Genomic DNA, 14923 nt, shown 5'->3' on the forward strand with positions numbered 1-14923 from the left:
CAGTCCCACCCGTCACCCACCACCACCCCCACAACGATCAGGCTGCGCCTGACAGACTGGTCTGCATGCGCATTGTGGTTCTGGCCGGCGGTATCGGTGGTGCTCGTTTTCTGCGTGGCCTCAAGCAGGCCGCGCCCGACGCGGACATCACGGTGATCGGCAATACCGGTGACGACATCCATCTGTTCGGACTCAAGGTCTGCCCCGACCTCGACACCGTGATGTACACCCTCGGCGGTGGCATCAACGAGGAGCAGGGCTGGGGCCGTACCGACGAGAGCTTCCGCGTCAAGGAAGAACTCGCGGCGTACGGCGTGGGACCCGAATGGTTCGGGCTCGGCGACCGTGACTTCGCGACCCACATCGTCCGTACGCAGATGCTGGGCGCCGGCTACCCGCTGAGCGCCGTCACCGAGGCGCTCTGCGCTCGCTGGAAGCCCGGGGTCCGGCTGCTGCCGATGTCCGACGACCGGATCGAGACGCATGTAGCCGTCGACATCGACGGCGAGCGGAAGGCGATCCACTTCCAGGAGTACTGGGTGAAGCTGCGCGCCTCGGTCCAGGCGCAGGCGATCGTGCCGGTCGGTGCCGAGCAGGCGAAGCCGGCGCCCGGTGTCCTGGAGGCCATCGCCGACGCCGACGTCATCCTCTTCCCGCCGTCCAACCCCGTCGTCTCGGTCGGCACCGTCCTCGCCGTGCCCGGGATCCGGGAGGCGATCGCCGAGGCCGGGGTGCCGGTCGTCGGCCTCTCCCCCATCGTCGGCGACGCGCCGGTACGCGGCATGGCGGACAAGGTGCTCGCGGCGGTCGGCGTGGAGTCCACAGCGGCCGCCGTCGCCCGGCACTACGGCTCCGGGCTGCTCGACGGCTGGCTCGTCGACACGGTGGACGCCGGCACGGTCGACGAGGTGGAGTCCGCGGGCATCCGCTGCCGCGCCGTGCCGCTGATGATGACGGACGTGAACGCGACCGCCGAAATGGCGCGGCAGGCGCTGGCGCTGGCCGAGGAGGTACGGGCGTGAGCGGCACGGCCGCCGGTGAGACGCCCTCGTACCGGGTGTGGGCGCTGCCCGGGATGCCCGAGGTACGGGCCGGTGACAACCTCGCGAAGCTGATCGCCGCCACCGAGCCGGGGCTGGCCGACGGTGACGTCCTGCTCGTCACCTCGAAGATCGTCTCCAAGGCGGAGGGCCGGATCGCCGAAGCCACCGACCGGGAGGCGGCGATCGACGCCGAGACCGTACGGGTGGTGGCGCGCCGCGGCACGCTGCGGATCGTCGAGAACCGGCAGGGACTGGTCATGGCCGCGGCCGGGGTCGACGCCTCGAACACCCCCGCCGGGACGGTGCTCCTGCTCCCCGAGGACCCGGACGCCTCCGCGCGGACGATCCGGGACGGGCTGCGGGACACCCTCGGCGTCAAGGTCGGGGTCCTGATCACGGACACCTTCGGGCGGCCGTGGCGCAACGGGCTGACCGATGTCGCCATCGGGGCGGCCGGGGTCCGGGTGCTGGACGATCTGCGGGGCGGAACGGATGCGCACGGCAATCCGCTGAGCGCCACCGTGGTCGCCACCGCGGACGAGCTCGCCTCGGCCGGTGATCTGGTCAAGGGCAAGGCGGAGGGGCTGCCGGTCGCGGTCGTGCGGGGGCTCTCGCATGTGGTGGACCCGGCGGACGCGGAGGCCGGGGCCCGCGCGATGGTGCGGGTGGCCGCGGAGGACATGTTCCGGCTCGGGACGTCCGAGGCGGTGCGGGAAGCGGTGACGCTGCGGCGTACGGTCAGGGAGTTCACGGACGAGCCGGTTGACCCGGCGGCGGTACGACGCGCCGTGGCCGCGGCGGTGACGGCGCCGGCGCCGCATCACACGACACCGTGGCGGTTCGTACTCCTGGAGTCCGAGGAGTCGCGGACCCGGCTGCTCGACGCGATGCGGGATGCGTGGATCGCGGATCTGCGCCGCGACGGCAAGAGCGAGGAGTCGATCGCCAAGCGAGTGCGGCGGGGCGATGTGCTGCGCCGGGCGCCGTATCTGGCGGTGCCGTGCCTGGTGATGGATGGTGCCCATACGTACGGGGACGCACGACGGGATGCTGCGGAGCGCGAGATGTTCGTGGTCGCGGCGGGCGCGGGTGTTCAGAACTTCCTGGTGGCGCTGGCAGGTGAGCAGCTCGGGTCGGCGTGGGTGTCGTCGACGATGTTCTGCCGCGATGTGGTGCGTGAGGTACTGGATCTTCCGGCGGAGTGGGATCCGCTGGGGGCGGTGGCGGTCGGACGTCCGGCGGTTGCGCCGGTGGCCCGGGCGGAGCGGGGTGCGGAGGGGTTCGTCGCGGTGCGGTGAGGTGGGCCGGGGTGGAATTTCCCCTGCCCGCCCCTGCCCTGGGGCCCAGCGGCGGCCTGGGACGCGTTCGCCCTCGCTCGCCGGACGAACTCGCATGCGACACGGCCGGTCGCGATCTGCGGGCTCGGTTCGTCCTCGCTCGCCGGACGAACTCGCATGTGACGCGGCTGGTCGTGGACTGCGAGGCCGAGTCGGTGTTTGAGGGGGTCTCAGAGGCGGGCGATGTCGCCTCTTGTCATCCGCGGAGCTCTGCGCGGCGGAGTGTGGCCCGAGAGCAGGATGAGGCGTGCGGCTCGGTGGCGCTGGCCCTCGTAGGGCGTGAGGAGCGTCAGCATTTCCGCGTCGTCGGCGTTTCTGTTTCCTGCCAGGGCATGCCCGATGATGCCGGGGAGGTGGAGGTCGCCCACGGTGACCGCGTCGGGGGCGCCGTTGGCACGTTGGAGGGTTTCCGCCGAGGTCCATGGGCCGATGCCGGGGATCAGTTCCAGGCGGGCAGTGGCCTCGGGGAGGGGCATCGTCGCCGCTTCCTCCAAGCGGCGGGCGACTCGTACCGCGCGCAGGATCGTGGCCGAGCGCTTGGCGTCGACGCCTGCGCGATGCCATTCCCAGGACGGGATCAGCGACCAGGTGCGCGGGTCCGGCATGACATGCAGTCCGTGCGTGCCGAACAGGGCCGCTGCCGGGCCGGGGGCCGGAGTGCCGTACGTACGGACCAGGAGGCGCCAGGCGCGGTAGGCCTCGTCGGTGGTGACCTTCTGTTCCAGGATCGACGGGATCAGCGACTCCAGCACCAGACCGGTGCGCAGCAGGCGCAGTCCGGGGCGGCGGTGCCGGGCAGCGGCGACCAGGCGGTGGCGGGGGCGGAATGCTTCCGGGTCGTCCTCCGCGCCGAGCAGGGTCGGGAGCTGGTCCAGCAGCCAGGACGCGCCGGGGCCCCAGGCCGTCGCCTCGATCCGGCCGCCCCGGTCGGTGATGTGGAGCGTGCCGGGGCCTGCCGGGGTGCGGGTGGCCCGCCAGACCGAGCCGTCCCGGTCGATGCGGAACGTGGGGTCGGCGGGGCCGCGGCGCAGCGGGCCGAGGACGAGGCGCAGGTCGAGCGGGCCCGGCGGGGTCCAGTCCCGGGTCAGTGCCTCCGGTGCCGGACCGGTCGGCACCTGGCGTGGGACGGGCGTGCGCGGGGCGCTGCGGGGAGCGAATCGTCCTGCCACGGGTGAGGTCCTCGGTCGTCGGGGATGCCTCTCGAGGGTACGCGCCGCAGCGCGCCCGTCATTCGTCCGACGAGAAACGGACCGACGCGTCCGGCAGGACCGCACCGCACCAGACACGGACGCCGTCACGCAGTTCGTTGTCGGCGCCGACGTGGGCGCCGTCGCCGATGACGGCGCCCGCCAGGACCGTACGGCTGCCGACCCGTGCACCCGCTCCGACCAGGGAGTCCGTGATCACGGCGCCGGGTTCGACGACCGCTCCGGCCAGTACCGCGGAGCCGTCGATCCGGGCGCCCTCGCCGATCAGGGCGTCCTCGCCGATGACCGTACCGCCGGTGAGTTTGGCGTCGGCGGCGACGGACGCGGTCGGCAGGACGAGCCGGTCGCCGCACCGGCCGGGGACGGCCGGGGACGGGGCGCGGCCGAGGACGAGGTCGGCGGAGCCGCGTACGAATGCCTGCGGCGTGCCGAGATCCAGCCAGTACGTGGAGTCGACCATGCCCTGGAGGTGCGCGCCGGAGGCGAGCAGTCCGGGGAAGGTCTCGCGCTCCACGGAGACCGGCCGGCCGGCCGGGATCGTGTCGATGACCGAGCGGCGGAAGATGTACGCCCCCGCGTTGATCTGGTCGGTGACGATCTCCTCGGGTGTCTGCGGCTTCTCCAGGAACGCGGTCACCCTGCCCGTGGAGTCCGTCGGTACGAGTCCGAAGGCGCGGGGGTCCTCGACCCGGGTGAGGTGGAGCGAGACATCCGCGCCGTAGGTGGCGTGCGAGGTGACCAGCGCCTGGATGTCGAGGCCGGTGAGGATGTCGCCGTTGAAGATGAGCACGGGTTCGTCCGGGCCCGAGGTGAGGCGGGACGCCACGTTGCGGATGGCTCCGCCGGTGCCGAGCGGTTCGCGTTCGGTGACGTACTCGATGTGCAGGCCGAGCGACGAGCCGTCGCCGAAGTACGGCTCGAAGACCTCCGCCAGATACGAGGTCGCGAGCACGATGTGCTCGACCCCGGCGGCCCGCGCCCGCGCCAGTTGGTGCATGAGGAACGGGACACCGGCCGCCGGAACCATGGGCTTGGGAGTGTGCACCGTGAGCGGGCGCAGTCGGGTGCCCTTGCCACCGACCAGGAGAATCGCTTCTTTTGCCTCTGTCACGGCACGTCTCTGCTTCCTGCTGGGGCCGGGCCTGGTTTTGGCTGGCCAGTGTATGCAGACCGGGCGGTTCATCACCGTCCGGCAGCCCCGCAGCAGTCCGCAGCGGCGGGTCGTCAGCGGCCTTGCAGACGGGCGGAGGTGGTCCGGGCCGTGCCGAGCTTCTCGTAGAGGCGTTCTCCTGGGCATTCGGTGACGAAGCCGTCCCGGTGGCCGGAGATGACCTTGAGTTTGACCTTCGTCCCCTTCTTGAACCGGTTGCCGCCGCCGGAGACGAGCGTGGTGCTGCCACTGGGGTCGGCGCCGAACAGGCCGAGCTTCCAGGCGGTGAGTTCGGCGACGGCGTTTACCACTGCGATGGGCGGCTTGGACGTGGTGAAGGTTCCGAGCACGGCAATGCCCATGCTGTCGGCGTTGAAACCGAGAGTGTGCGCGCCCTGGACGGGCTTCGTCACGCCTCCGGCGCGTCCTTCGTAGATGGTTCCGCACTTGTCGACGGCGAAGTTGTAGCCGATGTCGCGCCAGCCGCTGCTCTCGACGTGGTAGCGGTAAATACCCCGAAGGACCGAGGCCGCTTGCGCACACGTGTAGCTGTTGCCCGTAGCGGTGTGGTGGATGAAGGCGGCCTTGACGGACTTTGTGTAGACGAAGGTGCTCTCGCGGAGCTTCTCGTCGGCGCCCCAGCCCTTGCGGGTGATGATGGTCGGGCGGGGGCCGATGTACGGCTTGGTACCCGGGGCGACTCCGTCCTCGGCCTCGCTCTCCGCCTCCGTCTCCGCCTTGCTCAGCGCGGGGAGAACCAGGGCTTCGGAGGACGGGGCACGGCTTTCCCCGCCACCGGCTGCGGCTCCCGGGCCTGCTGCGGGGAGGTGTTGAGGGTCCTTGCCCGGGTCGACGAGTTCGAGCCGCAACCCGTAGGGCAGCGGGGCGCTGGCGCCGCTGTCCCGGTCCCGTACGTCGGTCACTTCGGGGCTCACCCGGACCTCGACGCCGTCGGAGTCGCCGACCCAGAGCGGAGCGGTGGAGCCGCGGACGGTCCCGGAGTCCCGTTCGGCGGTGCCGGGGTCGGCGCCGTGCTCGACGTTGTGGGTCTCCAGCTCCTGCCAGTCCGACCAGTGGGTGGTGCCGGTGGCGCGAGTGCGGACCTGGACGGTGCCGTTGAGTTCCACGTCGGCGTCGTCCCAGACGACACCGACCAGGGAGAAGGGGTGGACGTCGCGCCGGGGCAAGCCTTGTTCGGCGGTGGCGGCGGCCTCGGTGGGGGCGCCGGTCGCCCGCGTGGACGCAGGGGGCAGCGCAGTGAGTGGCAGGGACTGGGTCGACCCGGGCACCTCGACGGGGTCGGCGGCCTCGGTCTCTGCGGTGACGGTGGTGTCGGTGGCGGCGCCCGCGGGCGCGGCGAGCGGCAGGACGAGGACTGCCGAGCAGGTGACACCCATGGCGGATGCAATGAAGGCACGCATACGAACGATCCTGGGCACAATCCAACAACTCCGGCTACTGGGATATCTCCCTGCAATTGACGAGCCGTCTGCCGAACCGGTGTATGCGACACCTGTGGCACCCGGTCCCGTCCGGCGCGGCCGCGTACCCTTGCGCGGATGAAAGCCAGCGACCGCACCCCTGCCGACCTGCTGCGTTCCGCGCTCGCCGCGGACCCGGCCCGCCCCATGGTCACTTTCTACGACGACGCCACCGGAGAACGGGTCGAACTGTCGGTGGCCACCTTCGCCAATTGGGTGGCCAAGACAGCCAATCTGCTGCAGGGCGACCTGGCCGCGGAACCCGGCGACCGGCTCGCCCTCCTGCTGCCCGCGCACTGGCAGTCCGCGGTCTGGCTGCTCGCCTGTTCCTCGGTCGGCGTCGTCGCCGATGTGCAGGGCGACCCCGCAGCCGCCGACCTCGTCGTGACCGGTCCGGACACGCTGGACGCGGCGCGCGCCTGCCGCGGCGAGCGCGTCGCGCTGGCCCTGCGTCCGCTGGGGGGCCGGTTCCCGCAGCCGCCCGAGGGCTTCGCGGACTATGCCGTGGAGGTGCCGGGCCAGGGCGACCGGTTCGCGCCGTTCGCACCGGTGGACCCGGACGCGCCCGCACTGACTGTCGGCGGTGTCGCGCTGACGTCGGCGCAACTGGTCGCGCGCGCCCGCGAGGACGGTGCGGAGCTGGGTCTGACGCCCGGGTCGCGGCTGCTGACCGGGCACACCTACGACACCTGGGAAGGGCTCAGCGCCGGGCTGTACGCGCCGCTGGCCACCGGCGGCTCGGTGGTTCTGTGCCGGCATGTGGACCGGCTGGACGAGGACGGGCTCGCCAAGCGCATCGAGAGTGAGCGGGTCACCAACACCGCGGTACGACCGGCACTCTGAGCGCACTCGTACGGCCCACAGCGGGCCGAGCCCCCGGGCCTGCGCCTCAACTCCGGTACATGATCAGCGGTACAGGCCCTGGGCACAACCAAGCGTGGGGTTCAGCCGTCTACTCCTGCGACCGGCGGCCCAGCGCGCTGCCGAACGTGAAGGATGGACGCAGACGTGACCGAAAATGCCGGCACGCCGCCGGATCCCGACCACTCGGCTGCGGACAAGGACAAGGACACGTCGAGGGGCGAGTCGCAGGACGGACCGGACGGGGAAGCCTCCCGCGTGCGGTGGCGGGACGGGGCCGTCCCCGAACGGCGCAGGCACCACTGGCTGCGCTGGGCCGCGCTCGCCGCCTCGTTCCTCGTCCTGGTGGCCGCCGGCGTCGGCTGGTGGCTGTACCGGAAGCTCGACAGCAACATCAAGACGGACACGGCGGCGGCCGCCGAACTGCGCGCGTACGAGAAGGAGCGCCCGCCGTCCCTCGTGCACGAGGCGCAGAACATCCTGCTCATCGGCTCCGACAGCCGCGCCGGTGACAACCGCGAGTACGGTCGCTCCTACGGCGGCAGCCAGCGCTCGGACACCACGATCCTGCTGCACCTCCCCGCGGACCGGAAGAGCGTCACCGCGATGTCCCTCCCGCGCGATCTGATGACGGAGATCCCCAGGTGCCGCACATCGGACGGAAAGCGGACCGACAAGCAATTCGCCCAGTTCAACTGGGCCTTCGAGTTCGGCGGCACCGCCTGCACGATCCGCACGGTCGAGCTGATGACCGGGATCCGCATAGACCACTACACGGTCGTCGACTTCAACGGCTTCAAGGACATGGTCGACGCGGTGGACGGTGTCGAGGTCTGTCTCAAGGAGCCGATCGACGACCCCGACGCGCACGTGAAGCTGCGCGCGGGACGCCAGAAGCTCGACGGCGAGGAGGCACTGGGTTACGTACGGGCCCGCAAGTCACTCGGCGACGGGAGCGACACCGACCGGATGGACCGCCAGCAACGTTTCCTCGGCGCGCTGGTGAACAAGGTGCAGAGCAATGGTGTCCTGCTCAACCCGACCCGCCTCTATACGGTGCTGGACGCGGCCACCAAGTCACTGACCACGGACCCCGGCCTGGGCAGCCTCAAGGATCTCTACGCACTGGTGCGCGGCGTGCGCGACGTACCGACCGACAAGGTGCAGTTCCTGACCGTGCCACGACAGCCGTACGCCGCCGACCCGAACCGGGACGAACTCGTCCAGCCCGACGCGGCCAAGCTCTTCAAGCAACTGCGCCAGGACGCCCCTGTCACGGTGGTCCCGGCGGACGAGCTGGCACGCAGGAAGAACGGGACCGGGCACGCCTCGGAGTCCACGAACCCGACCCCCACACCCACCTATTCGGGCAACAACGCTGCCGCGGATCTGTGTAAGCAGTAAAACAATGGCCAAAGAGTTGTCGACGATCGGCGTGCAATGAGCAGAATGACCGGTTGTAAGATCCGTGGAATTTGTCACGCCCGTCGCTCGACGCCGAACTTGGCGGATAGTGTGACGCGATCCGGTGCTTCCGGCCGTCAGGTCGCGCACTGCTGGAGCGAAAGAACGAGCGCCTTGTCGGGGGAGGCGCCTCGCGTGGCACCGACGGAGGACTCAAACAACCGTGGATGCGCAAAGCCGTGGGCGGGCGGACGAAATCGACCCCGCAGACCAGTGGGTTCTCAACCCGCAGACCGGCGATTACGAATTGCGACTGACCCAATCCGGAGGGGATTCGAGCCGCAGGCCGACCACACCGGGGCAACGTGGTTCCAGGCGTGCAGGCGCGGTTCGTGAGGGCGGCGGCGAGCGCAGAAGCGATGCGCGTGACGGCGGCGGGCGTGGCAACGGGCCGCGGCGCGAGGTGCCGGCACAGCGTGGCCGTCGGGCGACCAATGGCCCGCGCGGGCCGGAAGGTTCCGGTCCGGACAGCGCGGGCCGGCGCAAGCGCAAGCAGCCCAAGTCCCGCCGCAAGAAGGCGCTCATCTGGACGGGCGGCGTGACGGCCTTCGTGCTCGTCGGCCTCTCGACCGGCGCCTACGCGCTGTACCAGCACTTCAACAGCAACCTGAGCACTATCGACACCGGTGACGTCGGAAACAAGAACGTCACCTCCGACGCACCCCTCAACATCCTGATCATCGGCACCGACAAGCGGACCGGTAAGGGCAATGAGGGGTACGGCGACAAGGGCAGCGTCGGTCACGCCGACACCAACATCCTCTTCCATGTCTCCAAGGACCGGACCAACGCGACGGCGCTGAGCATCCCCCGCGACCTGATCACCAACATCCCGGACTGCGAAACCACGCTGCCGGACGGCACGAAGAAGGTCATCCCGGGGACGCAGAACGTCCGGTTCAACACCAGTCTCGGCCAGGACGGGCGCAACCCGGGCTGCACCATGCGTACCGTCGAGGAGATCACCGGCCTGAAGGTCGACCACTTCATGATGGTCGACTTCAACGCGGTGAAGGAACTCTCCACGGCGGTCGGCGGCGTCAAGGTCTGCCTGGCGCACGCGGTCAAGGACCCCAAGTCGCACCTCGACCTGCCGGAGGGTGAGAGCACCGTCCAGGGCGAGGACGCTCTCGCGTTCGTCCGCACCCGGCACAGCTTCGGCAACCACGGCGACCTCGACCGGATCAAGGTGCAGCAGCAGTTCATCGGCTCGATGATCCGGCAGATGAAGTCGGGCGACACCCTGACCAGCCCGACGAAGCTGTACGACCTGGCGAACGCGGCGACCAAGGCCCTCACGGTCGACAAGCCCATCGGCACGGGGAAGAAGCTGATGTCGCTCGCCCAGGAGCTCAGCAAGGTCGACACCAAGAACATCACCTTCGTGACGGCCCCGGTGATAGACAACCCGGCCGAGAAGGTCCATGCGACGGTGGTGCTCAACACCGCCAAGTCCGAACCGCTGTTCCAGATGATGCGTGAGGACACCTCGCTGACCGAGGTGAAAAAGCAGGAGAAGGCCGCCAAGAGCAAGCAGGACGCACTGCTCAAGGGGACCAAGGCCGCTGCCGCCGACGTACGTGTCGATGTCCTCAACGGCGGCGAACGGCCGGGTGCCGCGCAGGAGACGGTCACGTGGCTGCAGAACGACCAGGGCGTGCTCAAGTCCACCAACAAGGCCAACGCCCCGGCGAAGATCTCCAAGACGACGCTCGAGTACGCCCCCAACCAGGCGGACCAGGCCCGTGCACTCGCCGCCATGATGGGGCTGCCCGGCTCGGCTCTGAAGAAGGGCGCCACCGACGCGGAGGGACTCCAGGCGATGGTCCTGACCCTGGGCGCGGACTTCAAGGGCGCGGGTGTGCCCATCACCGGACCGGCAAAGGCGCCGGCAGACGTACCGCTAGCAAACGCCGCCAAGGCAGAGTGCGCAAAGTGACACCGGGTCACTGCGCCAAACCACGAGTCTGAGCAGCAGGGGGGGTCCTGGTGGGACGGAGCAGTACGCCCGGGGAGGGGACGCGACCACGCGTCCGGCACGCCGGCCAACTCGGCTGGGACGACGACCTGTACACGGACGGCCCGGCCCCAGGCCGGGACGCCGGCGCGGGCCGGGAGGGGCCGGGTCGCGGCGGGCGCCGCCGCGGCACGTCGCACCGGCACGGGAAACGCGGAAAGCGCCGCATACTGCGCTGGGTCGCGTACGTACTCGCACTGGTCATACTCGGCGGCGCGGGCGCCGGATACCTCTACTACGAGCACCTCAACGGCAACCTCAAGAAGGCCGACCTGACGCTCGGCGACAAGAAGATGGCCGATCACAAGGCCAATGCCGCCGGTCAGACCCCGCTGAACATCCTGCTCATCGGCTCGGACGCACGGGACTCCAAGGAGAACCAGAAGCTCGGCGGGGCCAAGGACACCTTCGGGGGGCCGCCCCTGGCCGATGTGCAGATGCTGCTCCATCTCTCCGCGGACCGCAGCAACATGTCGGTGATCAGCATGCCGCGCGACACACTGCTGAAGATCCCGAAGTGCACCGATCCGAAGACGCATCACGTCTACTCCGCGTCCACGGGCCTGGCGATGACCAACCAGACGCTCGGTCGCGGCGGTCCCGGGTGCACCGTGGCCACCTGGTACGAGCTCACCGGCATCACCATCGACCACTTCATGATGATCGACTTCGCCGGTGTGGTCTCGATGGCCGACGCGATCGGCGGCGTCCCGGTCTGCGTCGAGGGCAACGTCTACTCCCGCACACGCGAGGGCAAGGGCTCCGGGCTGAAGCTGGAGAAGGGCACCACCAAGATCAAGGGCAAGCAGGCCCTCCAGTGGCTGCGGACCCGCTACGGCTTCGAGGACGGCACCGACCTCGGCCGCACCCACGCCCAGCACATGTACATGAACTCGATGGTCCGTGAGCTGCGCAAAGGCACCAAGCTCACCGACCCGGGCAAGCTGATGGGCCTCGCCGAGGCGGCGACCAACGCGCTGACGGTCGACAAGGGCCTCGACTCGGTCAAGAAGCTGTACGACCTCGCGGGCGAGCTCAAGAAGGCACCCACCAAGCGCATCACGATGACGACGATGCCGAACGTCTACGGAACGGGTGTGAACGAGGGCCGGGTGCTCCCCAAGCCCGTCGACGCCGATCAGCTGTTCCAGATGGTCCGCGACGACGTCCCACTCGACGGCCAGGCGTCCAAGCGCAAGGCACCGGCCGCCAAGAAGCCCACATCGCCCGCCGCCGAGATCCCGGTCAGCGTCCGCAACGGAACCCGCACCGACACCGATTACCCGGTCAAGGGCCGAGCCATGGCGGTCAAGGACCTGCTGGCCGGGAAGGGCTTCACACAGACCACGGTCGACAGGCAGAACACCGACGCGACGGCGAGGACCGGGGTGCTCTTCCCCAGCGTGGACATGGAGGGCAATGCCCAGGCCGTCGCCAAGGCGCTCGGTATCCCGCTGACGGCGGTGAAGAAGTCGACCGATGTCTCGGGCATCACGCTGACCGTGGGGGCTGACTGGCGCGAGAGCGGGGACTACCGCGCGTCCAGCGGCGAGGAGAAGACTCCGAAGAGCGCCCGCGCCCTGAACGGCGACGACGAAACGGCTTGCATGGACATCCAGCCGGGCTTCGGCTGGTAGCTCCGAAACGGGCACAACGCACTGTGGGGGCCTTCCGGCACATCGGAAGGCCCCCACAGCATGTCGGTCTGCTACACCGTGACGGCCGGGCGCCGGCTGGCTATGACCTTCTTCGCCAGCGAGCGCGGGCTGGTCAGGAAGCCGTACCCCCACGACATGTGCATGGTGGCCAGCGCCACCGGGATCTGGGCCCGCGCCTTCAGCGACAGGCCCTTGCCCGCCGGGAGGGACCCGGCGGCGATGGCGGCGACATAGCCGGCCGGGACGACGAACGCCCACGGGGTGACGGCCGCTCCGGCCACGAGGCCCGCCGCGATCGCGCAGACGGCGGTCGGCGGGGCGAGGTAGCGCAGGTTGATCGAGCCGGAGTGGTAGCGGGCGACGACATGGCGCCAGCGGCCGTAGTCCTTGTACTGCTTGGCCAGCGCCTTCACCGAGGGACGCGGCCGGTACTGCACCTTCAGCTCCGGCGAGAACCAGATCAGTCCGCCCGCCTCGCGGATCCGGAAGTTCAGCTCCCAGTCCTGGGCGCGGATGAACTCCACGTTGTACCCGTCCGCCTTCTCCAGCGCCTCGCGGCGGAACACGCCGAGGTAGACGGTCTCGGCCGGGCCCGCCTGGCCGCCGGTGTGGAAGGCCGCGTTGCCGACGCCGATCTTCGATGTCATGGCCGCGGCGACGGCGTCCTCCCAGGCGTTCTCGCCCTCGGCGTGCATGATGCCGCCGACGTTCTGCGCGCCGGTCTCCTCCAGGAGACGGACGGCGGTCGCGATGTAGTTCGGCGAGAGCATGCCGTGGCCGTCGACCCGCACCACGATGGGGTGCGAGGAGGCCTTGATCGCCGCGTTGAGCGCTGCCGGGGTGCGGCCGGTCGGGTTCGGCACGGTGTGGACCCGGGAGTCCTCCCGTACCAGCTCGGCGGCGATCTCATCGGTACGGTCCGTGGACGGGCCGAGCGCGATCACGACCTCCATCTCGCCGGCGTACTCCTGCTCCAGGATGTGCCGGACGGAGTTCCTGAGATGACGTTCCTCATTGAGCACCGGCATGATCACGGAGACGGCGGGGTACTGCGCGGCAGACATGTGGTCCTCGGGGGGTCCTCGGGGGCGCCGGGGGTTCTCACCCCAGGAGGCGGCGTTTCGGCCGCCACGTTACCGCGAATGGGGGACACGGGCGCGCGCCGCAAGGTCGCTTCCCGGTATGGAGATCGTACGGGCCTACTGTGCGAACGATCCCCCTTGCACCGCGGAGGTCCCCCTGTGCCCACACCGCACCGCTCCCCCCGTCCGCCGCGCCCCCGCGCCGCTCCCCCGCAGCTCAGGCCGAGAAAGCAGGACGAGAGGTCACGCTGGGGCATGCGGGTCGCGACCGGTCTGTCCGTGCTGGTGCTCGGCGCCGGCGGGATCGGTCACGCGGTGGTGACCAATCTGGAGACCGGGATCGACCGCATCGACCCGTTCAAGGACATGAAGAACCGGCCGCGGGCCGGGAACGGCACGAATCTGCTGCTCGTCGGCACCGACGGCCGCACCAGCATCAGCAAGGACGACAAGAAGAAGTACCGGCTGGGCGGTGCGCCCTGCTACTGCACCGACACGGTCATGCTGGTGCATCTGTCGGCGGACAAGGAACGCGCGAGCATCGTCTCCCTTCCGCGCGACAGTTACGCCGAAATCCCGGAACACCGCGACCGGAACACCGGCGCCGAGCACGCCGCCCACCCGCTGAAGCTGAACGCCGCCTACGCGGAGGGCGGGCCGAATCTGACCGTGCAGACCGTCGAGGACATGACCGGTATCAAGATCGATCACTATCTGGAGGTCGACTTCACCAGCTTCATGAAGACGGTCGACACCCTGGGCGGGGTAAAGATCTGCACCACCCGGCCGATGAAGGACTCGTACACCGGTCTTGATCTCGCCGCGGGCACCCACTGGCTGAACGGCGGGCAGGCGCTCCAGTACGTGCGCTCGCGCCATGTCGACGGGGCTGCGGACCTGGGCCGGATGCAGCGCCAGCAGAGGTTCCTCGCCTCGCTGATCAAGCAGACGACCAGCAGCGGTGTGCTGCTGAACCCGGTGAAGTTCCGGGACATCGCCTCGACGATGCTCCATTCGGTCCGGGCCGACGAGGGGTTCGGCACGGAGCAGATCCTGGACCTCGGCCAGGCGATGCGCGGCTTCAGCGCGGCGTCGTCCGAGTTCACCTCCGTACCGATCAGCGATCCCTCCTATCCGGTCAAGGGCATCGGCTCGACGGTCAAGTGGGATCCGAAGAAGTCGGCCAAGCTTTTCCAGGCGCTGCGTGACGACAAGCCCCTCGCGGTGAAGCGGCCGACGCAGGCAGCTGCGAAGACCGTCGATGTCGCGCCCCAGCAGATTCGGGTCCAGGTCTACAACGGGACCCCGATGGACGGCCTCGGCAGGACGGCCGACGACGCCCTGCGCGCCACCGGGTTCCGTACGACGCGGGCCCCGCTCAACGGGGCACCGCGGGAACTGAAACACACCCTGGTCGAGTACGACCCGAGGTGGGACCAGTCGGCGAAGTCGCTGGCGGCGGCGCTGCCGGGGGCCGAGCTGCGGGCAGTCAAGGGACTGGGCGCGACGATGAAGGTGACGACGGGAGCGGACTTCGGCAAGGTCGAGCGGGTACGGGCCGAGGACACGCACCCGGGCGCGTTCGCCGCGGTCACGGGCGACCAGGTGGTGTGCCCGTAGTG

Annotated in this window: 11 protein-coding genes; 7 read left to right on the top strand and 4 right to left on the bottom strand. The window is 69.9% G+C overall.

The window, feature by feature from the left end; all coding sequences use genetic code 11:
• The first annotated feature begins 65 nt into the window (after window positions 1-65).
• Entirely contained in the window at window positions 66-1022 is a 957-nt protein-coding gene (cofD, locus tag ACIBB8_RS28275) for a 2-phospho-L-lactate transferase (protein ID WP_398956782.1), read from the top strand.
• Window positions 1019-2341, top strand: a complete 1323-nt coding sequence (locus ACIBB8_RS28280; protein ID WP_398956784.1) for a coenzyme F420-0:L-glutamate ligase — start codon at window positions 1019-1021, stop codon at window positions 2339-2341. Before cofD ends, ACIBB8_RS28280 begins: the two co-directional genes overlap by 4 nt.
• 209 nt (window positions 2342-2550) lie before the next feature.
• Here the strand turns inward: ACIBB8_RS28280 and ACIBB8_RS28285 are convergent, their stop codons facing one another.
• From ACIBB8_RS28285 to ACIBB8_RS28295, 3 genes are all read right to left on the bottom strand, one after another.
• A complete protein-coding gene (locus tag ACIBB8_RS28285; RefSeq protein WP_398956786.1) occupies window positions 2551-3549 on the bottom strand; it encodes a DNA-3-methyladenine glycosylase family protein in 999 nt (332 codons plus the stop codon).
• Window positions 3550-3607: 58 nt separating this feature from the next.
• Complete coding sequence (locus ACIBB8_RS28290; protein ID WP_398956788.1) at window positions 3608-4699, bottom strand: sugar phosphate nucleotidyltransferase; 1092 nt, start codon at window positions 4697-4699, stop codon at window positions 3608-3610.
• Window positions 4700-4812: 113 nt separating this feature from the next.
• Window positions 4813-6159, bottom strand: a complete 1347-nt coding sequence (locus tag ACIBB8_RS28295; protein WP_398956790.1) for a peptidoglycan recognition protein — start codon at window positions 6157-6159, stop codon at window positions 4813-4815.
• Between the two features lie 138 nt (window positions 6160-6297).
• Here ACIBB8_RS28295 and ACIBB8_RS28300 point away from each other — a divergent pair, with 138 nt between their 5' ends.
• The 4 genes from ACIBB8_RS28300 to ACIBB8_RS28315 all read left to right on the top strand — a co-directional run bounded on the left by ACIBB8_RS28300 (window position 6298) and on the right by ACIBB8_RS28315 (window position 12198).
• Window positions 6298-7062: a TIGR03089 family protein gene (locus tag ACIBB8_RS28300; RefSeq protein WP_398956792.1), complete on the top strand. Its 765-nt coding sequence runs from the start codon at window positions 6298-6300 to the stop codon at window positions 7060-7062.
• A gap of 165 nt (window positions 7063-7227) precedes the next feature.
• Window positions 7228-8484 (top strand): LCP family protein, encoded by a 1257-nt coding sequence (locus tag ACIBB8_RS28305; protein WP_398956794.1) that lies wholly within the window; start codon window positions 7228-7230, stop codon window positions 8482-8484.
• Between the two features lie 223 nt (window positions 8485-8707).
• Window positions 8708-10483, top strand: coding sequence for an LCP family protein (locus ACIBB8_RS28310; protein WP_398956796.1), 1776 nt, complete (start codon window positions 8708-8710; stop codon window positions 10481-10483).
• A 50-nt stretch (window positions 10484-10533) separates the two neighbouring features.
• Entirely contained in the window at window positions 10534-12198 is a 1665-nt protein-coding gene (locus ACIBB8_RS28315) for an LCP family protein (protein ID WP_398956798.1), read from the top strand.
• A 71-nt stretch (window positions 12199-12269) separates the two neighbouring features.
• Here the strand turns inward: ACIBB8_RS28315 and ACIBB8_RS28320 are convergent, their stop codons facing one another.
• Complete coding sequence (locus tag ACIBB8_RS28320; RefSeq protein WP_398956800.1) at window positions 12270-13283, bottom strand: glycosyltransferase family 2 protein; 1014 nt, start codon at window positions 13281-13283, stop codon at window positions 12270-12272.
• Window positions 13284-13556: 273 nt separating this feature from the next.
• Between ACIBB8_RS28320 and ACIBB8_RS28325 the strand changes: the two genes are divergently transcribed.
• A complete protein-coding gene (locus ACIBB8_RS28325; RefSeq protein ID WP_398956802.1) occupies window positions 13557-14921 on the top strand; it encodes an LCP family protein in 1365 nt (454 codons plus the stop codon).
• The last annotated feature ends 2 nt before the right edge of the window (window positions 14922-14923 follow it).

Origin of the sequence: Streptomyces sp. NPDC051286, from assembly GCF_044455345.1 — a bacterium.
GTDB lineage: Bacteria > Actinomycetota > Actinomycetes > Streptomycetales > Streptomycetaceae > Streptomyces.